The organism is Mycobacterium sp. NGS48, assembly GCF_059812585.1.
This window is the reverse complement of sequence record NZ_JCALCY010000005.1, coordinates 352,142-376,013: the sequence shown is the minus strand read 5'-3', so window position 1 is coordinate 376,013 and position 23,872 is coordinate 352,142. Positions and strand designations below refer to the sequence as shown.

22 protein-coding genes are annotated in these 23,872 nt (G+C 64.3%); 8 read left to right on the top strand and 14 right to left on the bottom strand.

Annotated elements, in window-relative coordinates:
* Window positions 1–632 precede the first annotated feature (632 nt).
* The 3 genes from gltB to AC5Y42_RS12985 all read left to right on the top strand — a co-directional run bounded on the left by gltB (window position 633) and on the right by AC5Y42_RS12985 (window position 8,549).
* Window positions 633–5,225, top strand: a complete 4,593-nt coding sequence (gltB, locus tag AC5Y42_RS12995) for a glutamate synthase large subunit (protein ID WP_499898598.1) — start codon at window positions 633–635, stop codon at window positions 5,223–5,225.
* Window positions 5,218–6,684 carry a glutamate synthase subunit beta gene (locus AC5Y42_RS12990; RefSeq protein ID WP_499898597.1) on the top strand — a complete coding sequence of 489 codons (1,467 nt, stop codon included), beginning with the start codon at window positions 5,218–5,220 and terminating at the stop codon, window positions 6,682–6,684. Before gltB ends, AC5Y42_RS12990 begins: the two co-directional genes overlap by 8 nt.
* A gap of 428 nt (window positions 6,685–7,112) precedes the next feature.
* Entirely contained in the window at window positions 7,113–8,549 is a 1,437-nt protein-coding gene (locus AC5Y42_RS12985; protein ID WP_499898596.1) for a WXG100 family type VII secretion target, read from the top strand.
* Between the two features lie 10 nt (window positions 8,550–8,559).
* On the opposite strand, the gene AC5Y42_RS12980 is transcribed toward AC5Y42_RS12985, so the two are convergent.
* Entirely contained in the window at window positions 8,560–9,408 is an 849-nt protein-coding gene (locus tag AC5Y42_RS12980) for an LLM class F420-dependent oxidoreductase (protein WP_499898595.1), read from the bottom strand.
* A gap of 78 nt (window positions 9,409–9,486) precedes the next feature.
* On the bottom strand, window positions 9,487–10,920 hold the full coding sequence (locus tag AC5Y42_RS12975) for an RNA-guided endonuclease InsQ/TnpB family protein (protein ID WP_499898593.1): 1,434 nt from the start codon (window positions 10,918–10,920) through the stop codon (window positions 9,487–9,489).
* Here AC5Y42_RS12975 and AC5Y42_RS12970 point away from each other — a divergent pair.
* Genes AC5Y42_RS12970 through AC5Y42_RS12960 form a run of 3 tightly spaced genes read left to right on the top strand, consistent with a single transcriptional unit; the run spans window position 10,907 to window position 12,596 of the window.
* Window positions 10,907–11,101 (top strand): hypothetical protein, encoded by a 195-nt coding sequence (locus AC5Y42_RS12970; RefSeq protein WP_499898592.1) that lies wholly within the window; start codon window positions 10,907–10,909, stop codon window positions 11,099–11,101. The genes AC5Y42_RS12975 and AC5Y42_RS12970 overlap by 14 nt on opposite strands.
* Before the next feature lie 33 nt (window positions 11,102–11,134).
* Window positions 11,135–11,569 carry a hypothetical protein gene (locus AC5Y42_RS12965; RefSeq protein WP_499898590.1) on the top strand — a complete coding sequence of 145 codons (435 nt, stop codon included), beginning with the start codon at window positions 11,135–11,137 and terminating at the stop codon, window positions 11,567–11,569.
* Between the two features lie 22 nt (window positions 11,570–11,591).
* On the top strand, window positions 11,592–12,596 hold the full coding sequence (locus tag AC5Y42_RS12960; protein WP_499898589.1) for a PHP domain-containing protein: 1,005 nt from the start codon (window positions 11,592–11,594) through the stop codon (window positions 12,594–12,596).
* A 6-nt stretch (window positions 12,597–12,602) separates the two neighbouring features.
* On the opposite strand, the gene AC5Y42_RS12955 is transcribed toward AC5Y42_RS12960, so the two are convergent.
* From AC5Y42_RS12955 to AC5Y42_RS12940, 4 genes are read right to left on the bottom strand one after another with little or no spacing between them, the layout of a single operon-like run.
* Window positions 12,603–14,042, bottom strand: coding sequence for a 9-bladed beta-propeller domain-containing protein (locus AC5Y42_RS12955; protein ID WP_499898588.1), 1,440 nt, complete (start codon window positions 14,040–14,042; stop codon window positions 12,603–12,605).
* A gap of 17 nt (window positions 14,043–14,059) precedes the next feature.
* Window positions 14,060–14,581, bottom strand: a complete 522-nt coding sequence (locus AC5Y42_RS12950) for a hypothetical protein (RefSeq protein ID WP_499898587.1) — start codon at window positions 14,579–14,581, stop codon at window positions 14,060–14,062.
* A gap of 3 nt (window positions 14,582–14,584) precedes the next feature.
* The gene (locus tag AC5Y42_RS12945) at window positions 14,585–14,905 is read right to left on the bottom strand and encodes an ESX-1 secretion-associated protein (RefSeq protein ID WP_499898585.1); all 321 of its coding nucleotides are present in this window, start codon (window positions 14,903–14,905) and stop codon (window positions 14,585–14,587) included.
* A 29-nt stretch (window positions 14,906–14,934) separates the two neighbouring features.
* Window positions 14,935–15,891 (bottom strand): EspA/EspE family type VII secretion system effector, encoded by a 957-nt coding sequence (locus tag AC5Y42_RS12940; RefSeq protein WP_499898584.1) that lies wholly within the window; start codon window positions 15,889–15,891, stop codon window positions 14,935–14,937.
* Between the two features lie 126 nt (window positions 15,892–16,017).
* Between AC5Y42_RS12940 and AC5Y42_RS12935 the strand changes: the two genes are divergently transcribed.
* Entirely contained in the window at window positions 16,018–16,719 is a 702-nt protein-coding gene (locus AC5Y42_RS12935) for a hypothetical protein (protein WP_499898583.1), read from the top strand.
* A gap of 110 nt (window positions 16,720–16,829) precedes the next feature.
* Here the strand turns inward: AC5Y42_RS12935 and dinB are convergent, their stop codons facing one another.
* Both dinB and AC5Y42_RS12925 read right to left on the bottom strand, forming a co-directional pair.
* Window positions 16,830–18,050: a DNA polymerase IV gene (gene dinB / locus AC5Y42_RS12930; protein ID WP_499898581.1), complete on the bottom strand. Its 1,221-nt coding sequence runs from the start codon at window positions 18,048–18,050 to the stop codon at window positions 16,830–16,832.
* Window positions 18,051–18,074: 24 nt separating this feature from the next.
* Window positions 18,075–18,716 carry a TetR/AcrR family transcriptional regulator gene (locus tag AC5Y42_RS12925; RefSeq protein ID WP_499898580.1) on the bottom strand — a complete coding sequence of 214 codons (642 nt, stop codon included), beginning with the start codon at window positions 18,714–18,716 and terminating at the stop codon, window positions 18,075–18,077.
* Between the two features lie 76 nt (window positions 18,717–18,792).
* Here AC5Y42_RS12925 and AC5Y42_RS12920 point away from each other — a divergent pair, with 76 nt between their 5' ends.
* The gene (locus AC5Y42_RS12920; RefSeq protein WP_499898578.1) at window positions 18,793–20,268 is read left to right on the top strand and encodes a flavin-containing monooxygenase; all 1,476 of its coding nucleotides are present in this window, start codon (window positions 18,793–18,795) and stop codon (window positions 20,266–20,268) included.
* A 5-nt stretch (window positions 20,269–20,273) separates the two neighbouring features.
* Here AC5Y42_RS12920 and rraA read toward each other — a convergent pair whose 3' ends face one another.
* The 6 genes from rraA to AC5Y42_RS12890 all read right to left on the bottom strand — a co-directional run bounded on the left by rraA (window position 20,274) and on the right by AC5Y42_RS12890 (window position 23,679).
* Complete coding sequence (gene rraA / locus AC5Y42_RS12915) at window positions 20,274–20,768, bottom strand: ribonuclease E activity regulator RraA (protein ID WP_499898577.1); 495 nt, start codon at window positions 20,766–20,768, stop codon at window positions 20,274–20,276.
* A 2-nt stretch (window positions 20,769–20,770) separates the two neighbouring features.
* Entirely contained in the window at window positions 20,771–21,274 is a 504-nt protein-coding gene (locus tag AC5Y42_RS12910; RefSeq protein WP_499898576.1) for a hypothetical protein, read from the bottom strand.
* A gap of 113 nt (window positions 21,275–21,387) precedes the next feature.
* Window positions 21,388–21,903: a copper resistance CopC family protein gene (locus tag AC5Y42_RS12905; RefSeq protein WP_499898574.1), complete on the bottom strand. Its 516-nt coding sequence runs from the start codon at window positions 21,901–21,903 to the stop codon at window positions 21,388–21,390.
* A complete protein-coding gene (locus AC5Y42_RS12900; protein WP_499898573.1) occupies window positions 21,900–22,514 on the bottom strand; it encodes a YcnI family copper-binding membrane protein in 615 nt (204 codons plus the stop codon). Before AC5Y42_RS12900 ends, AC5Y42_RS12905 begins: the two co-directional genes overlap by 4 nt.
* A 1-nt stretch (window position 22,515) precedes the next feature.
* Window positions 22,516–23,172 carry a DUF6474 family protein gene (locus AC5Y42_RS12895; protein WP_499898572.1) on the bottom strand — a complete coding sequence of 219 codons (657 nt, stop codon included), beginning with the start codon at window positions 23,170–23,172 and terminating at the stop codon, window positions 22,516–22,518.
* Window positions 23,173–23,280: 108 nt separating this feature from the next.
* Window positions 23,281–23,679 (bottom strand): transcriptional regulator, encoded by a 399-nt coding sequence (locus tag AC5Y42_RS12890; RefSeq protein WP_499898571.1) that lies wholly within the window; start codon window positions 23,677–23,679, stop codon window positions 23,281–23,283.
* Window positions 23,680–23,872 lie beyond the last annotated feature (193 nt).

Here is a 23,872-nt window from a genome sequence, read left to right as displayed (position 1 = left end):
CCAGTATCGGTTATCGGGGCGCCGGAGAAGCACGGTGGCGATCCGCAATCTCGTGCAAAGTTGTTGCGCAAACGTGGTCCGCAGCACGCCATCACCGCCGGTGATTCCACACCAGCGCCGGCGAATACCGCATCGATGCCCGCTGCCACGGCTTATGGTGAGTTCCATCACTGCATCATGGTTAGTTCAGGACCAATGAGGCGCTGCCGAAATGCCGCCAGGTGGTGATCACAGCAAATCAGCGAGCCTGGATTCGTCCTACCGCGATTCGCGGCTGCGAGTCGCTGAACGCAACGTCACAGCAGGCAAATACTCAGGCGCGCAACCGGAACCGGCAAATTCGCGTACTGTCTACCGTTTCGCCAGCTCGGCACCGCCAACCGACAGGTTACTATTGATCAAGTTGGCATGTCAGGCAGTTTTTGTCATATCGTTTTACGACTTGTCGAGAACTGGGTACAGGGCCACCGTTCAGCGCTGCACGGACGCATTCCCTTGCTCCGGGTCTTCGCCGTTTGGCGTACAGGATATCGACAAGGGCCGACGGGCTTAGCCGCTCTCCATAGGGGCGGCGCCGCCGGAGCTACTCATGAATGCCGCGCAGAAAGATCTTGGTGAAGGGTCAGGTAAGAATGGCGCCCAACCGCGTCGGGCTGTACAACCCCGCTTTCGAGCACGACTCGTGCGGGGTAGCGATGGTCGTCGACATGCACGGCCGCCGCAGCCGCGACATCGTGGAAAAGGCGATCACGGCGCTGCTCAACCTCGAGCACCGCGGCGCCGCCGGTGCCGAACCGCACAGCGGTGACGGAGCGGGCATCCTGATCCAGGTCCCCGACGACTTCTTGCGTGCGACCGTCGACTTCGAATTGCCGGCCCCGGGCAGCTACGCCACCGGTATCGCGTTCTTGCCGCAGTCGTCCAAGGACGCCGCGACCGCCTGCGCCGCGGTGGAGAAGATCGTGGCCTCCGAAGGATTAAAGGTGCTCGGCTGGCGCGACGTACCCACCGACGATTCCTCGCTGGGTGCACTGTCCCGTGACGCCATGCCCACCTTCCGGCAGTTGTTCGTCGCCGGAGCCTCGGGGATGGAGCTGGAGCGGCGCGCCTATGTGATCCGCAAGCGCGCCGAACACGAACTCGGCACCAAGGGCCCCGGGCAGGACGGTCCTGGACGCGAGACTGTTTATTTTGCAAGTCTTTCCGGTCAGACTTTTGTGTACAAGGGCATGTTGACCACGCCGCAACTCAAGGCGTTCTATCTCGACCTGCAAGACGATCGGCTGACCAGTGCGTTGGGCATCGTGCACTCGCGGTTCTCCACCAACACTTTCCCATCCTGGCCGTTGGCCCATCCGTTCCGGCGTATCGCCCATAACGGCGAGATCAACACCGTTACGGGCAACGAGAACTGGATGCGCGCCAGAGAGGCGCTGATCCGCACGGACGTCTTCGGGGAGCCCGGCGACCTGAATAGCGCCGACAAGCTGTTCCCGATTTGCACTCCCGGCGCCTCCGACACCGCCCGCTTCGACGAGGTGCTGGAATTGCTGCACTTGGGCGGTCGCAGCTTGGCGCACGCGGTGCTGATGATGATCCCCGAGGCGTGGGAGCGCCACGAGTCGATGGATCCGGCCCGCCGCGCGTTTTACGCCTACCACTCGTCACTGATGGAGCCGTGGGACGGCCCGGCGTCGATGACGTTCACCGACGGCACCATCATCGGCGCGGTGCTGGACCGCAACGGCCTACGGCCGTCCCGGATCTGGGTCACCGACGACGGTCTGGTCGTGATGGCCTCAGAGGCCGGTGTGCTGGATCTCGACCCGTCGACGGTGGTGCGCCGGATGCGGTTGCAGCCAGGCCGGATGTTCCTGGTCGACACCGCGCAGGGCCGCATCGTCGCCGACGAAGAGATCAAAGCGGAGCTGGCCGCCGAGCACCCTTATCAGGAGTGGCTCGACAAGGGACTGGTCCCGCTCGAGGAGTTGCCGCAAGGCAACTACGTGCAGATGCCGCACCACCGGGTGGTGTTGCGCCAGTTGGTTTTCGGTTACACCTACGAGGAGCTCAACCTGCTGGTGGCGCCGATGGTGCGCACCGGCGCCGAGCCGCTTGGGTCGATGGGCACCGACACCCCGGTCGCGGTGCTCTCGGAGCGGCCGCGGATGCTGTTCGACTACTTCCAGCAGCTGTTCGCCCAGGTGACCAACCCACCGCTGGACGCCATCCGCGAAGAGGTGGTGACCAGCCTGAACGGGGCCCTTGGACCAGAGGGCGACCTGCTCAACCCCAACGAGGACTCCTGCCGCCAGATCGTGTTGTCGCAGCCGATTCTGCGCAACCACGAGCTGGCCAAGCTGATCAACCTCGACCCCGACGCAGAGGTCAATGGACGGCGGCATGGCTTGCGGTCCAAAGTGATTCGCTGTCTATACCCGGTTAACGAGGGCGGTGCCGGTCTGAAGGCCGCGCTGGACGACGTACGTTCGCAGACCTCGGCAGCGATCGCCGACGGCGCGCGGATCATCATCTTGTCCGACCGCGAGTCCGACCAGGAGATGGCCCCGATCCCGTCGCTGCTGGCGGTCTCGGCGGTGCATCACCATCTGGTGCGCGAGCGGTCCCGCACCAAGGTCGGGCTGGTGGTGGAGTCCGGTGACGCCCGCGAGGTGCACCACATGGCCGCGCTGGTCGGATTCGGGGCCGCGGCGATCAACCCTTACATGGCTTTCGAGTCCATCGCGGACATGCTCGATCGCGGTGCCATCACCGGGATCGAGCTCGAGAAAGCGCTGCAGAACTACATCAAGGCCGCCGGCAAGGGTGTGCTGAAAGTGATGTCCAAAATGGGTATCTCAACGCTGGCGTCCTACACCGGCGCGCAACTGTTCCAGGCCGTCGGCGTTTCGGAGGATCTGCTCGACGAATACTTCACCGGACTGACCTGTCCCACAAGCGGTATCACCCTCGACGACATCGCCGCGGACGTCGCCACCCGCCACGCGCTGGCGTTCCTGGACCGCCCCGACGAACGAGCGCACCGTGAACTCGAGGTGGGCGGCGAATACCAGTGGCGCCGGGAAGGCGAGTACCACCTGTTCAACCCCGACACCGTTTTCAAGCTGCAGCACTCCACCCGCACCGGGCAGTACAAGATCTTCAAGGAATACACCCGTCTGGTTGACGACCAGAGTGAGCGGATGGCATCGCTGCGGGGGCTGCTGAAATTCCGCGATGGCCTCCGACCGCCGGTTCCGCTCGACGAGGTCGAACCGGCCACCGAGATCGTCAAGCGGTTCGCCACTGGCGCAATGAGCTACGGATCCATCTCCGCCGAAGCGCACGAGACACTGGCCATCGCCATGAACCGGCTGGGTGGCCGGTCGAACTGCGGCGAGGGTGGCGAGCACGTCAGCCGCTTCGAGCATGATCCCAACGGGGATTGGCGGCGCAGTGCGATCAAGCAGGTCGCCTCGGGCCGGTTCGGTGTCACCTCGCACTATCTGTCCAACTGCAGCGACATTCAGATCAAGATGGCCCAGGGCGCCAAGCCTGGTGAGGGCGGCCAGCTTCCGGGCGGCAAGGTGTACCCGTGGATTGCCGAGGTGCGGCACTCCACCCCGGGAGTCGGGTTGATCTCGCCGCCCCCGCACCACGACATCTACTCCATCGAGGACCTGGCGCAGCTGATCCACGACCTCAAGAACGCCAACCCGTCGGCGCGGATCCACGTCAAGCTGGTCGCGGAGAACGGTGTCGGCACGGTGGCCGCCGGTGTGTCGAAGGCGCACGCCGACGTGGTGCTGATCTCCGGTCACGACGGCGGTACCGGTGCCACTCCCCTGACGTCGATGAAGCACGCCGGCGCGCCGTGGGAGCTGGGGCTGGCCGAAACCCAGCAGACGTTGCTGCTCAACGGGTTACGCGACCGGATCGTCGTCCAGGTCGACGGTCAGCTCAAGACCGGGCGTGACGTGATGATCGCCGCGTTGCTTGGCGGCGAGGAGTTCGGTTTTGCCACCGCCCCACTCGTGGTGTCTGGCTGCATCATGATGCGGGTCTGTCACCTCGACACCTGTCCGGTCGGCGTGGCTACCCAGAATCCGGTACTGCGGCAACGGTTTACCGGCAAGCCCGAATTCGTCGAGAACTTCTTCCTGTTCATCGCCGAAGAAGTCCGCGAATACATGGCAGCGCTGGGCTTCCGCACGCTCACCGAGGCCGTCGGCCAAGTGGGAGCGTTGGACACCACGTTGGCACGCGCACACTGGAAGGCGCACAAGCTCGACCTGGCGCCGGTGCTGCACGAGCCGGAGTCGGCGTTCATGAACCAGGACCTGTACTGCAGTTCCAGCCAGGACCACGGCTTGGACAAGGCGCTGGACCAGCAGTTGATCGTGATGAGCCGCGAGGCACTGGATTCCGGTTCGCCCGTTCGTTTCTCTACGACAATCAGCAACGTCAACCGCACCGTGGGCACCATGCTCGGCCACGAAGTGACGAAAGCTTATGGCGGCCAGGGCTTGCCGGACGGCACCATCGACATCACGTTCGACGGCTCGGCCGGCAACAGCTTCGGTGCGTTTGTGCCCAAAGGCATCACGCTGCGGGTCTACGGCGACGCCAACGACTATGTCGGCAAGGGGTTGTCCGGGGGACGGATCGTGGTGCGGCCGTCGGATAGTTCGCCGGAAGGCTATGCGGCTGAAGACAACATCATCGGCGGCAACGTCATCCTGTTCGGCGCCTCCAGCGGCGAGGTGTTTCTGCGCGGCGTGGTCGGCGAACGATTCGCGGTGCGCAACTCCGGGGCCCACGCGGTGGTCGAGGGAGTCGGCGATCACGGCTGTGAGTACATGACCGGAGGCAAAGTGGTCATCCTGGGCCATACCGGCCGCAACTTCGCGGCCGGTATGTCTGGCGGCGTGGCCTACGTGTACGACCCCGAGGCCGTGTTCCCCTCCCACCTCAACACCGAGATGGTGGAGTTGGAGAGCCTCGACGACGACGACCTGGCCTGGCTGCACGGCATCATCCAGGCGCATGTCGATGCGACCGACTCCGCGGTCGGCCAGCGCATCCTGGCCGACTGGGCAGGCGAGCAGCGCCGCTTCTGCAAGGTGATGCCCCGCGACTACAAGCAGGTACTGCAGGCAATCGCCGAGGCCGAACGCAATGGCGCCGACGTCGACGTCGCAGTGATGGCGGCAGCGCATGGCTGATCCGAAGGGCTTTCTGAAGTACACCCACCGGGAGACCCCGAAACGCCGGCCGGTGGAACTGCGCCTGCGCGATTGGAAGGAAGTCTACGAAGACTTCCCGCACGAGACCCTGCAGGAGCAGGCGACGCGTTGTATGGACTGCGGGATCCCGTTCTGCCACAACGGCTGCCCGCTGGGCAACCTGATCCCGGAGTGGAACGACCTGGTCCGCACCGGCCGCTGGCGCGATGCAATCGAACGGCTGCATGCCACCAACAACTTCCCTGACTTCACCGGGCGCCTCTGCCCGGCGCCGTGTGAATCATCGTGCGTGCTGGGTATCAACCAGGATCCGGTGACCATCAAGCAGATCGAGCTGGACATCGTCGAGAACGCTTTCGACGAGGGCTGGGTGGTTCCGCTGCCCCCGGAGCAGCTGACCGGCAAGACGGTTGCGGTAGTGGGATCGGGTCCGGCCGGACTGGCCGCCGCTCAACAGTTGACCCGGGCGGGCCATAGCGTGACCGTCTTCGAGCGGGCTGACCGCATCGGGGGGCTGCTGCGTTATGGCATCCCAGAATTCAAGATGGAAAAGCGGTACCTGGATCGTCGGCTGGAACAGATGAGCGCCGAGGGCACCGAGTTCCGTGCGGGAGTCGAAGTCGGCGCCGACATCAGCGCCGAGCAGTTACGCGCCGATTTCGATGCGGTGGTGCTGGCCGGTGGCGCCACTGTCGCGCGCGATCTTCCCATCCCGGGCCGCGAGCTCGACGGCATTCATCAGGCAATGGAGTTTCTGCCCTGGTCCAACCGGGTTCAAGAGGGCGATGACGTGCTCGGGCCCGACGGCGAACCGCCGATCACCGCCAAGGGCAAGAAGGTCATCATCATCGGCGGTGGCGACACCGGAGCCGACTGCCTGGGCACCGTGCACCGCCAGGGAGCGGTGACTGTGCACCAGTTCGAGATCATGCCGCGCCCGCCGCAGGCCCGCGCCGAATCCACGCCGTGGCCGATGTACGAGCTGATGTTCCGGATCTCGTCGGCGCATGAGGAGGGCGGCGAGCGGATGTTCTCGGTCAACACTGAGGAGTTCGTCGGTCGAGACGGTCACGTCACCGCGCTGAAGGTGCACGAGGTGACCATGCAGGACGGCAAGTTCGCCAAAACGGCGGGCAGCGATTTTGAGATCGAGGCCGATCTGGTGTTGTTGGCGATGGGGTTCGTCGGCCCGGAGCAGCCCGGCCTGCTGACCGACCTGGGCGTGGAGCTGACCGACCGCGGTAACGTCGCGCGTGGCAAGGACTTCGAGACTTCGGTGCCCGGCGTCTACGTTGCCGGCGACATGGGGCGCGGCCAATCATTGATCGTCTGGGCGATCGCCGAGGGGCGCGCGGCGGCAGCAGCCGCAGATCGTTACTTGATGGGCCGAACTGCATTGCCTGCGCCCATCACACCCACGACAGCTCCGCAACGATAGTCACTCCAGACACATCTGCAACATTTGATAAATTGCTCGGCGCGTCTCGCGCTGTTTGCCAGATGTTAGGTGTCTAATAACCCGGTGTGGGCGCCACGTAACGTGGGCCACGGTCCAGTTGACCGACCGCAGGAGTGATCACTGTGTACATCAACCCACTACCCCGGTCACGGGTGGGGCGAATCGCCTGGTCATGGTTTCGGCATCCGGTTAAGAGCCGCGAATTCCCCGCTCGACATGAACGGCTGATCACACCTGAAGAGCTGCTGCGCTTCGGCGTGTAGGCCTTCGCGCCGACTGACTATTTCATCCACTTCCGTTTGCTCAAATTGATCGGTTTGTTATCTGGGCGTGCCGGTTCTAAATGTTGCGGATACTCGGCCTTTGTCGACAGCCTGGCATTGCTGCGCCGGTACGATGCCTGACGCATGGTCAACATTCGCGACGTTGAGGCATCTAACCCCGACCGAGTGACGCAGGCCGCCGGCCAGGTAGGCGCCTCGGCGGCTGCCGTCCGGGAGCAACTCAGCGCCGGGCGGCAAGCACTGATGCAGCTGCGCGACCGTTGGGAGGGGGCAGCCTCCGAGGCGGCCGCGACCCGTGTCGAGCGCACGCTGGCGCAGCAGCAACAACTGGCTGACACGCTGCAGCGATTCCGATCGGTACTGCAAAGTGGAGGCGACCAACTGGCCGTGACGCGCGCCAGCACCCTGCGGATCCTTGAGCAACTCCAGCAACAAGGCTGGCAGGTGGCACCGCACGGAACCGTCTCGGTCCGGCCCGACGGTCCACTACAGCGGTTGTTCCAATCGAGCCCGGTCAGTGCGATGCGCCTGCGCCAACTGGCGGCGACCAACTCGGTGGCGTTAGCCAAGTTGCTGGCCGAATACGACACTCAAGACCGCAGGCTCGCCCAGGACCTGCGGAATGCCATCAAAGGCCTGCCGGGCCATGTCACCGAAGCACCGGGCAACCTGGGCGGTGCAGGTCCTACGATCCACGGGCCGGCGACGGTGCACACACCCGCTGAACAAACTCACGATGACTTGGGCGCGACGATCCCGGGCACCGGTATCCGGCTCGGCGGGGATGGCGTCGCCGCCGATGGCAGATCAGGCTATCCGCAGATGCACATACCGCGGACATACGACGGAGACAACCCGTTGCCGGTTCGTCGGGATGCGAATGGAAAACCGTTAGAGCGGCCCATTCCGACCGGTACCGCGATTGGCCCGAACGGCGAGTACTACGCGTTCTTTGCCCTCGTGCCGTACGAGAACAGCAGCAGCACCGGAGATCTCGGCTATCGGGCGCCGGAGACGGTCGTGGTAGATCTCGCCGATTTCGAACAGCGTTTGTACGTCCTGGACGGCGTTTCGCGGGCCAGCGGTGTTTTTGACCCGCACAGCGGGCGCATGATCATCGTCGGAACTACCCCAGCGGGCAATCGCGCGATGTGGCGCTCTGAGCCCGTCGGGAAAAGCCACGACTGGGGTAACCTGCTGCCTCCGCAGCCGTACCAAACTTTCAGCGGCGCCATAAACGGTAACCGGGAAAGCCACATCGTGGCGCTTCCCAACGGCGGCGGATACCTGTTGGTGGGCGCCACCGAGGCCGGACCTGTCGAGGGCATAGCAGCACGCACTGCCGAGGCATTGTTCGACGCGGTGCCCGAGCAACTCGTGGGTCCAATCCAAGACAGCGCCAACAGATGGGGTTCACCGTATGGGCCCACCATCACCGAATTTGTGGACAACGAGCACGGACAATGGGTCGTGCACATGCGGGTGAGTATCTGCACGAACCCGAAAGGGATGCCGTACAACCCGGAAACCTACGACACCACATTCACCGTGACCCCGTGAGTTGGGCGTTCTAACCGCACAATCCTGACCCGCGGATCGCCTCGGCGAGCGACTCCAGCACCGCCGGGTCATGCGGCGGGACGATGTACACGATGCCCAGATCGAGACCTTCAGCGCTCAGCGCAGCCGCATTTTCGATGACCTGCCCGTAGTTGCGGTCGTCACCGAGGAACAAGTGCGCAGACAGCATGATCTCCTTGGGGTCACGGCCGATATCTGCGCAGTGGGCGGCCAGCACGTCGCGCTTGCGGGCGAACTCCTCCGGTGTGCCGCCGACGAAGTTCCAGTGCTGGGCGTATCGCGCAGTGATACGCAGTGTGCGCTTCTCCCCGCTGCCGCCGATGCAGATCGGCGGGTGCGGCCGCTGCGGCCCCTTGGGTTCGTTGCGAGCGTCTTTGAGCTGGTAGTAGCGGCCGTCGAAGTCGGTGGTCTCCCGGCTCAACAGGCTGGTCAGCACCTGGCATGCCTCCTCGAACCGGTCGAAGCGTTCTTTGATGCTGCCCAGCTCAATGCCGTAGGCGCCGGACTCCTCCTCATTCCACCCCGCGCCGATGCCCAACTCGAGCCGGCCGTCGGAAATGATGTCCAGCGCAGCCGCCATATTGGCCAGCACCGCCGGATGGCGGTAGTGGATGCCGGTGACCAAAGTGCCCAACCGAAGTCGCGTCGTGGCTTGAGCCAGCGCGGTCAACGTCGTCCAGCCCTCCAGACACGGGCCGGCGGAATCGGTGAAGATCGGATAGAAGTGGTCGAAGGTCCACCCAGACTCGAAGACGTCGATATCGTCGGCCGCCTTCCAAACGGCCAGCATCTGTGCCCAGGTGGTGTGCTGCGGTGAAGTTTTGAACGCGAATCGCATGAACCGACCGTAGTCCTCTAAAGCGTGGCGAATAACTCTGGTGAGTGTTCGGCACCGCCCTTCTCGGGCGTCGTCGGTTCAGGCCACTGGCGCGGTGCGAACGTCGGTTCCCGCGTCAACCAGGCTGGTTTCACCGGCACACGCAGGGTGCTGGTCAGAGCCGTCCTGTCGGCGGGCGTTGGTGGCCCGGCCTCCTGCTTGGGGGTCCGGGGATCGTGGATGGTCGTGATGGATTTGGCCCCATCGGGCCAGGTTCGTCGCCGCGTTGGTGTAACGATCCAGGCAATGGCTGTTGGCGCAGGTAAATACCCGATCGGCCAGGCTCAAGTCGGTGCGGCGATCACCGCAGATCGAACAGAGCTGGCTGGAGGGATACCACCGGTCGGCGACCGTGACTCGCCCGCCGCGCCACGTCTGCTTGTAGTGCAGTTGGCGGGCGAACTCCGCCCAGCCGGCATCCGAGATCGTCCGTGCCAGCCGGTGGTTGGCCAGCATCCCGGTCACGTGCAGGTCCTCGATGACGAGCCGGTCGTGAGTCTTGACCAGCTGATTGGAGACCTGATGGCAGAAATGCCGACGCACATCGGCGACGTGGTGGTGATGACGCCCCAGCTTGGCGGCGGCATCGCGGCGGTTGTGTGATCCTCTCTGTTTGCGGGACAACGATTTCGCCAGCCGGCGTTGTTTGGCCATGCCAGCGGCGAGCGCTTTCGGCGCGTCGGTGATCCGGGCAACCTCGACCCCGTCGCCGGTGGCGGCCACCACGAACGCCGACAGGCCCCGATCAACCCCCACCCAGCCGCCGCCACGGTCGGGATCGCGAGGCGGGTGCCCGGCGGCGGGGTGCAGATCAGCGGCCTCCACATTGAGCGCGACCCACCACCGTCCGGCGTGATGAGACACGGTGGCGAACAGGACCTTCGCCCTACCTTTGGCGAGCATGCGCCGCAGCCGGCGGGTGTCGTCGAACACCGCCACTTGCCCGATGCCGGGCAGCGTAACCGACCGCGGCCGGTCGTTATCGCCGACCCGGATTGCCGGCGGGCGACCCTTGGGGTGCTTGTTGCGCAAGCGAAACGACGGGATCGCGCTGGTCTTCTTCTTGAAGTGCGGGAACCCGACCCGTCTGCCTTTGCGTTTACCCGAGCGCGACTCCGACCAGGCGGTGAGTCCCTTTCCGCAGTCGACGGCGGCTTCCTCGAACACCTGCTGGCACACCTCGCTCCGCCACACCAGCCCCGTCACGCCCAGTTCGACTGTGCCGCCGGCATCGACGGTGAACACCCGCCCAGCATCCTCGGTTTTCTTCCACCCGTTAAAGACGTTGATCAGGTCGAACCCGGTCCACGGCACCTCAACGTCCGGGTCGGCCTTGCGGCAGGTGAGAGCGGTCTTGACGATCCGTAGGCACTGGTTGAATGCGAACCGGGCCGCCCCGGCATGCCGCGCCAGCACCTCGTACTGCTCGACGGTCGGGTCGAGACAGAACTTGAAGGAGGTGTGTCGGCTCATCACGGTAAGCATCCAACGAGCCACCGACAACACGTTGACATGCGACAACGTCAACCACTGCCGCCGCCTTGACCGCCACTACGAGATCACCCTCACCGCACACGAAGGATTCCTCTACCTCAGCCAAACCGCCCTGCTACTACGACGACTCGACCGCAGCGAGTTGTTCGACACGTTTTAGGGCCGGTGGCCGCGCGGCTAGACTCGCGAGACCATGTGCTGCGACCTCGGAATCGACACCAAACTCACCCTGCTGGCGGCCGGCCTGATCTTCCTGCTCGCGCTCGCTCTCGGCGTCTGGAAGTACCGGCAGATCGTCGTTGCCGATGATCACCGCGCACACCCCTACGTCGACATCGCGCATCGGGCCGCGCTGCTCTACTCGTTCGCCACGCTGCTCATCGCGGCTTTCGTCGAGCTGAGCGCCTGGCCAACCTGGGTGAACCTGACGGCAGCCATGGTGGTGGTGTTCTTCTTCGTCGGCGCGATTGTGAGCTACATCGTCCACGGCGCATTGCGTGACACCACCAACCAATTCGAGCACCCCACCCGCGGTACCGGGGTGTCGATGGCGTTGCTGATCGTCGGCGAGATGGGCGGCTTCGCGGTGATCTTGGCGGGGTTCATCGCGGCACAATTCGCGTCCTAGCCGCGCGGAGGACACTGGTGTTATGGATCCGGTAGCCGCGCTGCGTGAGATCGCCTATTACAAAGACCGGGCGCGCGAAGAGCCCCGCCGCGTCATGGCCTACCGCAACGCCGCCGACATTGTCGAAGCGCTCGATGATGCCGAGCGGGAACGGCATGGTCAGGCCAATAGCTGGCAGTCGCTGCCGGGGATCGGACCGAAGACGGCCAAGGTGATCGACCAGGCGTGGTCGGGACGCGAACCCGATTATCTGATCGAATTGCGTTCTGGCGCAAAAGACCTCGGCGGGGGCGACATCCGGGCCGCGTTGCGCGGTGATCTGCATCTGCATTCGAACTGGTCGGACGGCTCGGCGCCGATCGAGGAGATGATGGCCACCGCGGCGGCGTTGGGCCATGAATACTGTGCGCTGACCGACCATTCGCCGCGGCTGACCATCGCCAACGGATTGTCGCCGGATCGTCTGCGCCATCAGCTCGATGTCATCGACGGGCTGCGTGAGCAGTTCGCGCCGATGCGCATTCTGACCGGTATCGAGGTCGACATCCTCGACGACGGCAGCCTGGACCAGGAACCCGAACTGCTGCAACGCCTCGACGTCGTGGTGGCCAGTGTGCACTCCAAGCTGTCCATGGAGTCAGCGTCGATGACCCGTCGAATGCTGGCGGCGGTCGCCAACGAGCATGCCGACGTGCTCGGCCACTGCACCGGGCGGCTGGTCGCGGGCAATCGCGGTATTCGACCGGAGTCAAAGTTCGACGCCGAGGCGGTATTCGCCGCCTGTCGCGATCACGGCACCGCCGTGGAGATCAACTCCCGGCCGGAACGGCGTGATCCACCAACTCGGCTGCTGGCCCTCGCGCTGGAGATCGGTTGTAATTTCAGCATCGACACCGACGCGCACGCACCGGGCCAACTCGACTTCCTCGGCTACGGAGCACAACGGGCGCTGGAGGCCGGCGTTCCCGTCGACCGGATCGTCAACACCTGGCCCGTCGACAAGCTGTTGGCCTGGACGACGTCGTAGGGACGTTCAGCCCGGCGCGACCAGAGACACGAGTTCGGTTCCGTCGTCGGACAATTGGACCAACATGGTGTTGATCCGCCATACCTGACGAAATGATCCGATCGCGGATCTGACTGTCCACAAGGTGTCGCAGGTCGCCAAGTCATAAGCTTCGGTCAAGCGCCCCACGTTGGGATTACCCATTTCGACCACGGCCACCGAGCCGTCGGTGCCGATGTAGTAGCTCAAGTTGTAGGTGCAAGACTTGCCCTCTGCACCAGTTTGCAAATCGTATTGCCGCCAGTGTGAACCGGCAATGCCTTCGGACTCTGCAAAGAAGAACTCGGTTCCGATCAGGCGGGGCTCTCCCGGTCCGTCGCCGGAAAGTCTCAGCAGCCTGTCACCGTCGACGCTGTAGACCGCCCAGTCATTCATGAACGAAATGACCGGCAGGTCCGGCTGATCTACGAGATTGAGAAAACTGCCCTTTATACTCTTCCGGCTGGTCCGCGTGCCGGTGTCATCGAAGAACTCAACCCGCGAAAGCTCCTGGCCTACACGGATTTCCGCAGCGAATCCGCCCGGATAGAGGATGGTCGTTTGTTGCTCGGCATTATCGGCCAACTTTGGCTTGATGACGGTGCCATCTTTGAGTGAGAAAACCACCGTCCGATCAACTCCGCGACCGGCCGCGGCCTGCGTGGCGAGCGTCCGAGGTGCGGTGTCTCGTTGAGGCGGATACATCTGGTCGACGTGCCCGCTACCGGGCACGAACCAGGTGGTCTCGGCGTGTGACCCGATACCGTAAACGCCTTGATTCTCGGTCGTGGCGACGGCGTAAATGCCAATCTGATGGACTGTGAGTTTCGCGGGATAAGTGCGGAGTTCGGTCGGTCCGGCGTATGACACCCGACCGGTATGAGCGTCGACCACCCAGGCGGTGACCTCGTTGATCGTGTCTCGTAAGCACAACACCGCGTTCGGCCCATTGAGGAAACACTCGGGCTGTGGCATCTCAGAAGACAATCGCACCGGCGGGAACAAGCGGTGGCCATCTCGCACGTCGATACCGACCAGCCACCATTGCGGGTCTGGGGGACCCGGACTTTTGGTGATGAAATATGCATCGTCACCTAGATTTCCGATGAACGGACTCGAGTGAAACGGGTCTTCGTCGGTGGCAATCCTGCTCTGGCCAGGGACACCGGGCGTAGAGACGGGCAGGCCGAGATCGGTGACACTCGTTCGCCAGCCTGGGACGGGCTGCACGCGCATCGATGCCGCCAAAATCGTCTGCGCCGGCGGTCGCCAGGCACGGCGTGCTCTGGCGTCGTCATCGCGATTCCACCACACGATCACTAGCGCGGCCGCAATGACCACGACAGTGACGATGGCTACGGTAGCCAGCACGATCGGCCATCGCCGGCGCCGCTCCGAAGCAGGCGACACTGCGTTATTCCACGTCATAGTTGGGACTTTCGCACTCAGTTCGCTGAAGGGCCGGAGTCCTGGTCGTAGTGGGCGGCGAAAATCCTCGCCTGCTCTTGGTAGACGGTGTCCGGGGACGGCAGGTGCAGTTCGTGCTCGAGAAGGTTGCGCAGCGCGACTTCGTCGTGGCCCAGTCGGCGCCCAAAATGGGCGATTACCGCATACAGGCCGGCCTGAGCCTGTTGGCGGGCGAGTATCGAGGTGGTCGTGATCTCCTTGGCGAGTTCGGTTTCCGTCATTTTCGTCACCGAAGGTGCCAATTCGACTCGCACCACGCTGCCGTCCATCAGGGCCGTGGCGGACACCGTGCCGGCGGGATTGGTGGCGGTGAAGAGGAAGGCCAGATCTTGTTCGTCGCTTGGGTCAGGTTCGGATGTACCCCACGAATCATCGACGTCGTCGTCGGCTTGCCCGGGCGGAAGATACGCGTCGAAGGCGTCAACGACGGAATCTTCGCCAACGCCGCTCTCCTCGTCATCGTCCTCCCACGGCGCGTCGAACGGTCCATCGCCAGCCACGGGTTACATGTTTCGGTCGAGCAACTTGCCCGACATGTAATCGGTGCTGTTGTAGTTGCTCGCCGCCGTGGTCAGTTTCTCCGCCAACTCGGTCGACACTTTGTGTAATGCGGCGCCGGCAGCTTTGCGAGCCGTATCGACGCCCGAAAAGACCATGCTGGTAGGAGAACACACCGCGCCATGCGTGCTGAAGACCTGGTAGGCGATGTCTCCGCTGGTCATTCGATTCGCCCCGGTGAGCTTGTCTGCCGCGGTGTGTTGTTTCTCCGCAAGTTTGTCGATGTGCTCGGTGAGAACGTGAAGGTTCATCTGCTGTCCGGTCATCGATCCCGTCTCCTGGGTCAGTTCGTTCTCTATGGGTGCGGCGCAGGCGTGGCCGACGGTGCCGGCGGACCGTACGGAGTGGCGGGCGGATAGTTGCCGGGAGGTCCGTCGGGTGCTGGAACCGTGTACGGTTCCCTCGGATTGGCGCGGCTGGGTAGGCCCTCACCGATGTCGACTTCCTGCGGAACGAACGGGGCGCCAGGCCCAGCTTTAGGCCCCGGATTCCCTGAGGTGTCCCCGCTCGCCTTCTGGTATTGGTCAAGATGGGAGCGCATACGCAGTGCATTCTCGGCCACGTTCTTGACAAGCGTCATCATGGTGACGTTTGTCGTCGTCAATGCTGTGGCGGCAGCGGTCGAGTCCAGGCCGAACTTCACGAGCTTGAGTGGAGGAAATGCATTCATCCATGAGGTGGAGAGGCCGTAGTCGTAGAGGTACTGCGACGTGTCGTCCAGGGTCTTCCGGGTTCGGCTGACCTGACCGGCTTCGGTGCTGAGGATCGCGGCAACGTGTTGGTCTGCGACCTGGACATTCGAGGTAAGCCTCCGATGAGCGTCGTTGGTCTTTTGATAGGCCTCTGAAGCTTTCCCATTCCACCGGTCGGGGTGCGGTGATGCGTCGACCAGGGTTTCGACCGTTTCTTCCAATCGCTTGGCCGATTCGCGATAGCCATTGCCGTCTTCTGGTGCACCGGAGCCCGTCAGCGCTCTCTCGCCTTCAATCACGAGTTGTGCTGCAACCAGGACCTCCGAGTCCGACAGCTTGCCGAATGGGCTCTTCGCATACGCCGCCGGGACGGGACCCAAGCTCACCCCGAGGCCATCGAGACCCCCGAGGACATCGCCTACATCCCCAAATAGGCTGCGGGTGTTGGTGACGGCGCCATGGACGTTGCCGGTGACCACATCGTGAACCAAATGGCTAGCGTCCTTGATGCCGCTTCGCACGCCGTTGATGACCTTGAACGGGTCGGGAAAGAAATTCATGCCGCTCCTACCATCCAGCAAAGCGTATCAATGCCCGGTCGGCCGTCATGCAGCAAATTGGCCGGTGAACCAGCTTCCCGCACCGCACCGGCCGATGACCCCGGCAGACGGTTTACCCTCGCCGGTGTGACAGGACCTCAGCCGCCCTACTGGCGGCGTGGCGGCCGCGACGGCTATCCGTTCGGCGCCGATGTACTGGTGGTCAAGTCGATTCCGTCCCGGATGGACACCCGACTGGGCTGCACGATCCAACTCGGCGACGGCCGGCCGGTCGGGAACATTCGGCCGGTGAGAATCGGCGGCTGGCAGGAAGTGGCCCAATTTTTCGCAGCAGGGTTGGCAGCGTCATGGGAGTTCGAGATCCTCGATGCCGACGGATCGCGACTCCTTCACTTGCGCCGTCCTCGCGTGCGCGGTTGGCGTAGCTGGCAGGAGCGGATCGAGCTCTCCGGCCCCAGCGGGGACTACATCGGCCAGCTATTACAGAACAACAGCTACCTGGCCACTGCTCGAACATTCAATCTGGAGTGCGACCAGGCCGTGATCGGGCACACCACGTTCGACTACAAGCGGATCGGCAGCATTGTCGGACCGATGGGGGGATACACCGTGACGATTCGTGACGGCAGTGGCCGCGTCGTCGCCGGCATCACCCAAAGACAGACCACGACCTATGTCGTCGGAAATCATTTCTGCGACTACACATTGACGTTCGAGTACCCGCCCAACGAGCCGCTGGGGAGCCTGTGTCTCGCGGTGGTGTTCGCTGAGTATTTCTACCGGAGAATCGAACGTGGCGGCGCCCTGCGCGCGATCCCCGGGGTATAGGCCGCGGCGCGAAAGTGCGTTGTGCCAGCTGATTTGGGCTCGGCCACCCGAACGACGGCAACTCCGGTGATGAACCCGACGTGTCAACAGCCTTAAAGCCCTTGATCACCTCAGTCGGGCAGGTGGGGCATTTCCAGGCCAGGGTCGCGGCCGACCAAAACACCGCGGGTCAGCGCCGCCCCGCCGTAGCGGCTACGAACCCGGTCGACAGCTGTTTCGAGGGCCCCGGGTCCCGCCTCGCCCGCGGTGAACGGCAGCATCAATTGCTCGGCACCGCTGCGGTCGATCTCCGAGACCGCAAACCCGACCATCGTCAGCCCGCGCTCGGCGATCAGCGGTGCGGCCGAGGCGACCAGGCTGCGGGCGACCGCGAGGACGGGTGGCGTCGACGACGTCGCCCACGCCAAGGTGTGCGACCGAGTGGCCCGGCTGAAGTCATCGAATCGCAACCGCAACACGACAGTTCGTCCGGTGCGGCCGGCTGCCCGCATGCGGCCGGTGATCCGGTCGATCAGAGCGATCACAACCGCGTCGATCTCTCCCGACGACATCGAGTTGCCGGCGCGCCCAAGTGCGCGTTGGGCGCCCATCGACCGTCGGCGCACACCGGGAGCCACCCGACGACGGTCGATGTTGTGGGACAACGCATACAACTGCCGCCCCATCGCCTCGCCCACCAGTGATCCCAGCATGGAGCCGCTGAGTTCGGCGACATCGGCTACGGTTTCGATCCCGTGCGCGCGCAACTTCTCGGCGGTCTTGGCGCCCACCCCCCACAACCGGCGGATCGGCAGCGGATGCAGAAATGCCAGCTCCTGCTCGGGCGGCACCAGCAGCAACCCGTCGGGTTTGGCTTCCTGGCTGGCGACCTTTGCCAGGAACTTGGTCCGGGCGATGCCGACGGTGATCGGCAGCCCGACCCGATCACGCACATCGACGCGTAGTTGCGCCGCGATCTGCACCGGCGGGCCCGAAACCCGGCGCAGCCCGGAAACATCCAAGAACGCCTCGTCTACCGAGATCGGCTCTACGAGAGGCGTCGTGTCGCGGAACACCTCGAACACCGCGTCGCTGGCCCCCATGTACGCCCGCATCCGTGGTGGCACCACGACGGCGTGCGGACACATCCGTCGTGCCTGCGCGCCGCTCATCGCGGTGCGCACGCCGTAGGCCTTGGCTTCGTAGCTGGCAGCCAGCACCACGCCGCCGCCGACGATTACCGGGCGGCCGCGCAACGCCGGATCATCGCGCTGCTCGACGGATGCGTAGAACGAATCCAGGTCGGCGTGCAGGATCTCGGCTGTTTGACCGGACGAGGATCGCACGAACATATGTTCGCATCCGCCACCGACGGGTTAACTGGGTTCTCCGTAGATGCTGCTGACCCAAATGTGGGCAAGGGTGTCGACGAGGCATTCCTCGGGGACCGCCGGTTGCTCGGCGGACAATGCCGCCATCATCGTGCGTTCGTTCATCTGGTTCAGTGACGTCGCCAGATCGCTCGCGGAGATCGTCTCCGGCGCCGCGCCGCGTGCTCGCTCGGCTGTGATCATCGCCGCGGTCTGGTCGATCCACTTCTGCATGAAACCCGACCACACGCTGCGGATCTCAGAACTGGTGGCCAGCGCATCCGTCCCGGCCCGAGCTACCGCCGGATGTGAAGCGAATGCGGTGAAGAAGGCCTTGATGCCACTGCGCCAGACGCGGCGCGGATCGGCGGGTAGCCGCTGCACAGCGCCGTCAAACTCGGTGTCGGCCCGCGCGATCAGCGGCTCCAGCAGCGATACCAGCACTGCCTCTTTGGACCGGAAATAGAAGTAGAAGGTCGGCCGTGACAGCCCTGCACCCTTGGCCAGGTCATCGACGGAAATGTCGGCGAACGACCGCTCTTGGAGCAGCCGCACGGCAGTCGCCAGGATTGCCTGCTCCCGGTCGTCGCCCGACGGCCGCGTCGAGCGACGGCCCCGGACTGCGCGGGTAGTACCTGGGGTGGCCACGCTCGTTACTTTACATGGTGTTGAGAATTTCGACAGACTGTTGACTCACTCAACACGGTGTTGATACCGTGGCGCTATGACCGAACACCTCGACGTTCTCATCGTCGGAGCCGGCATTTCCGGCATTAGTGCGGCCTGGCACCTGCAGGAACGCTGCCCGTCGAAGAGTTATGCAGTCCTGGAACGCCGCGACACCCTCGGCGGCACCTGGGACCTTTTCAAGTACCCGGGCATCCGGTCCGACTCCGACATGTTCACCCTCGGTTTCCGGTTCAAACCGTGGCGGTCGGCCAAATCCATTGCCGATGGGGACTCGATCTGGAACTACATCAACGAGGCCGCCACCGAAAACGGCATCGACAAGCACATCCGATACCGTCACCGCGTCGTTGCCGCGGACTGGTCCGATGCCGACAACAAATGGACGGTGACCGTCGACCACGACGGTCAGCAAAAGCGCATCACCGCATCGTTCGTGTTCGCCTGCAGCGGCTACTACAACTACGACGAGGGCTACTCCCCGGCCTTCCCGGGCTCGGAGGACTACGCGGGGACCATCATCCATCCGCAGCACTGGCCCGAGGATCTGGACTACGCGGACAAGAAGATCGTCGTGATTGGCTCCGGCGCCACTGCGGTGACTCTCATTCCGGCCCTGGTGAATTCGGGTTCCGGACACGTGACGATGCTGCAGCGCTCGCCGACCTACATCGGGTCACTTCCCGGAGTCGACCCGGTCGCCGTGCGTGCCAACAAGTTCCTGCCCGCCAGGGCGGCGCACTTCGTGAACCGGTGGAAGGCGATCGGCTTCAGTACCGGCCAATACCAAATGTCACGGTGGTTCCCGAAATTCATGCGCAACTTGCTGATGACGATGGCGCAGCGCCGCTTGCCCGAAGGCTATGACGTTGAGAAGCACTTCGGCCCGCGGTACAAAGTCTGGGACGAGCGACTTTGCCTGGCGCCCGACGGCGACTTCTTCCGCGCCATCCGGCACGGCAAGGCCGACGTTGTCACCGACACCATCGACCGCTTTACCGAGACCGGTATCAAGCTCAGTTCCGGTGAGGAACTCAAGGCTGACATCATTGTCACCGCTACGGGTTTGAACATGCAGCTGCTGGGCGGAGTGCAGCCGTCCAGAAACGGTAAGCCCTTCGAGCTGACCTCGTTGATGACGTACAAAGGTCTGATGTTTTCCGGGATTCCGAATTTCGCCATCACATTCGGATACACCAACGCCTCATGGACACTCAAAGCGGACCTGGTTTCCGAGTTCGTCTGCCGGCTGCTGAACTATATGGACGCCAAGGGCTTTGACACCGTGGAGCCGCAGCATCCGGGTGCTGACATCGACGAGCTTCCGTTCATGGACTTCACTCCGGGCTACTTCCGGCGTTCGATGCACCTGTTGCCCAAGTCGGGTTCGGAGGCGCCCTGGCGGCTCAAGCAGAATTATCTGCTCGACATGCGCTTGATCCGGTACGGCAGGGTGGACGAGAAATCACTTCGGTTCACCAAACACTCTGCATCCGTGGCGGTCTCGGCCTAGCAGCGCTAAACGGTCTCCGACGCTGCAGCGACGACGACGATACCGTCGTCGTCGCTGTAGGCCATGTCACCCGGTACGAACCGCACCCCGCCGAACTCCACCGGGATGTCGCGCTCGCCGCTGCCTGTTTTGGTGCTCTTGCGGGGGTTGGTGCCCAGCGCTTTGACGCCGAGGTCAATGTCGCGCAGAGCTGACGCGTCCCGTACAGCGCCGTACACAACCAGCCCGCTCCAGCCGTTGGAGCGGGCCAACTCGGCGATGACGTCACCGACCAGCGCGCAGTGCAACGAGCCCGCGCCATCGATCACCAGCACCCCGCCCTCGCCCGGTTCGGAGAGCATCGACTTCAACCGCGCGTTGTCCTCGAAGCAACGTACGGTGCTGATCGGTCCGGCGAATTTCGTGCGGCCGCCGAACTGGCGGAACTGGGTATCACAGCTGCGGACACCAGGCCCGATGTCGTCGACCAGGTCGGCGGTAGGCCGAAATGTCACGGTCACCGTCAGTTGCCGCGCCGACGCAGCTGGCGAACCAGCAGCAGCGCCAGCAGGCTGACCGCAACAGCCACCGCCAGCGGAACGGCAGAACGGCCCGCCGCCGGTACCGCCGGCTGCCCGGACATCGGGTCCTTAGCGGCGGCTACAGTCGACTTCGCCTGTGCCGCAGCTTCTTTGGCGCCAGCGGCCAGCTGACCGTTGGTGTCGGCCCGCTTGGCGGCGCTCGGCTGAGCCTTTTTAGCGGGTACTTTTTTGGCCGGCGCTTTCTTAGCCGGTGCCTTCTTGGCGGCCTTCTTGGCCGGTGCTTGCTTTTTGGCGGCCTTGGCGGGCGCCTTCTTTGCAGCGGCCTTCTTTGCAGCTTTCTCCGGCGCCTTGTCGGCGGGCGGTGCGGGCGGCGGTGCCTCGTCGGCGGGCGGCGCAGGTGGCGCGGGGGGCGTCGGTCCGGCGCCGGGTGCGTCCTCGGGTGAAGCGTCGGGTGTGTTGTCCGGTCGATCCTGCGGGTCTGCCATGCGGCTGCTCCTTTGCAGTTCCTCGTCGCGTACACCAGTCGCGGGGCACCAGCGGTCGGGCTCCATCATGCCAGCCGGGGTTGTCTACCGCTGGCCGTGTCTGCTGGTCGCGGTCAGGGCCGGCGTCGCGTCGTCCAGAATGCGGCAGCGCCAACGGCCAGCACAGCTCCGGCTATGAACGGCCAGACGGGCGGGGCATCGCTCGAGGTGTCAGCCGGATATGGGGAGGGTCCCGGCTCGCCGGTGCCGGACACCGTCAGTCGGAACGTCCACGATCCCGACACCACATGCCCATCGGCTGAGGTCACTCGGTAATTCACCGTGTAGGTGCCGCTGGGACCCAGCGGACGCACGCCGATGCTGACCACCGCGCCCTGCACCAGCGGTTCGCCGGTTGACCACACGCGGCCGTCCGGCCCGAGGACATTCATCGCCGCGAAGGCAGGTTGCAACCGCTCGTTGAACGTGGCGCTGACCCGACTCGGGCCGGTGCTGAGGGCGGCATTCTCGGCTGGGTCGGCAGCTACCCGAACCGCGTGCGCAGAGGCGACGCCGGCGGTGCCGAGCGTGGTGCATGCGATCGCGACCAGCAGCAGCCCCGCAGCAGCCGAGCGTGCCAGCCGGGTCACGCCCGCCGCCGGACCAGCGCAACGGCAAGACCGACGGCGCCGACGAGCAGGGCGGCGCCAGCCAGCAGCCGGGCAGTATTGTCCGGCCGGCTTTGCAGGCCGGCGCCCGAAACGCTCGGTTCCGCCAGCGTCAGCATGGGTGCCGGATGTTCGGGCTCATCCCCGTCGGGCGTGGGGGGCTGGTCCCATGTGACCGCTAACCCGTCCGAATAGGTCTGGACGGCCGGGAAGCTGACAGTATTCGCGTCGGGCAGCGTCACCGATATCCGGAACAGTGCGAACTGATCCACCGGGATACCACCGTTGGGCGCGGCCGTCCAGGTAACCGACTTGACGGTGCCGGCCGTGACGTCACGGTCGAGCCGGGCCGTCCAACCGGGCACGGATTCGGTACTCGCCGAAGCCACGTCGGGGAGCGTGACGGTCAGTGCGGTGGTGAGGGCTCCCGTCGTGGACTCGTTGGGTACCGAAAAAGTGACGAGGGCATGGCCGCCGCGCACCGCATTGTCGGTGTCCGCCCGGACATGAGCCGACGCCGGCGCGATACCGATCGTCGGGCCGAGAAGCAGGGCGATAGCCGCCGCGGCCGTGATCAACGCCCGTGAGGCCACGTCAGGCCAACCCGAGTCGTGCCATCAAATCGGCATCGATCTCGTCGAGTTGCTTGGAGATTGCGGCGTGGGCGGCGCGCCGGCGCGGGGCGGGCATATTTTCGGCGGCAGTCACGGCTGCTGCCAAATCACGGAGCCGTTCGGAAATAGCCGCGACGAACTGCTTGGTCTCGGCGTCTTTGGGTCTATTTTCCTGCACGGTTCGCAGCGATTGCTCAGCGCCGGCGACACGGGCCGACAGTTGCGCGCCGTGCCCGGAGAACTGCCCGACTTGTGCCAGCGGAACACCCAGCTGATCGGCTCGGCGCTGGTCCAACAGTCCACGTACCGCCGTGGCACCCCGGTAAACCAGCGGTACAACGACCGGCGCTAACAGCCGTGAAACGGTCAGCACCCGACGAATCCGGCTGGGCGAGAACAATTTGCCCTCGCGCGCCGCCTTGAGCTGGGCCTCGGCGGCCTTCACCGTTGAGCGGTCGCTGTCCCGTTGAGCCTTCAACTGCGCTTTGAGCGCTTTGGTTTCGGCGCGTTGCGCGGACTTGAGACGACGGGCCTCGTTCTTTGCGGCCAGCTTGGCCTCGAGCTTGGCGCGCGCCTTGATCGCCCGGGCCTCGGCACGACGCAGTGCGCGGCTTTTTCGCTTGCGGAACAGGCCCATTCCCGGCCGCCTCCCCGGTATCTCGGTGCGTATCGCCCTACGTCTACGCGATCGATGGGCCCAACCCTAACGGACCGAACCGACGACAAGTCGTCAGGTCGCGGCGGCTCAGGCGTCCAGATGCTCCCTGCGCCGCAGCTCGTCAACCCGCTGCACGATGTCGTGCTGCGCTTCCGGCGACAAGCCACTGGCGCGCATCGCAATACGTCGGACACCGTCTTCACGCATCGTGGCCAGCCAGGACAACTCTTGGTCGAGCTTTTCGTAGTACTCGTCGTCGGTGAAGTAAGCCGGCTTGATACGGAAGAAGTTTGCCAGCGCGGCCATCGTCGTCGTGGAGGGGTTCGTACGGTTGCCTGAACGGAGCTGCGACAGGTAGGGAGCCGACATTGTGATGCCTTCCGACTTCAGCGCCGCGATCACCTCAGCAGATGTATGCGGCCCACGTCCGGGCGGATACACGGTGTCGAATAAGCGATTCAGCCGGGCAGCGAACGTCGTGCTCATCGATATGACCTCCACCAGGTTGGTAGCACGAATTGACTCAGACACGTATTTGCTGATCATCGTAGCGACACTTATCGCCACAACCAAGTGCAAACCCTTGAGGAATTGGCGAGGGCGGTCGGTACCGCCGTCGACAGCAGGCCGAAACGCGACGCTTGTCGCACACAGCGCATACACAAGATGCACCAAGCGA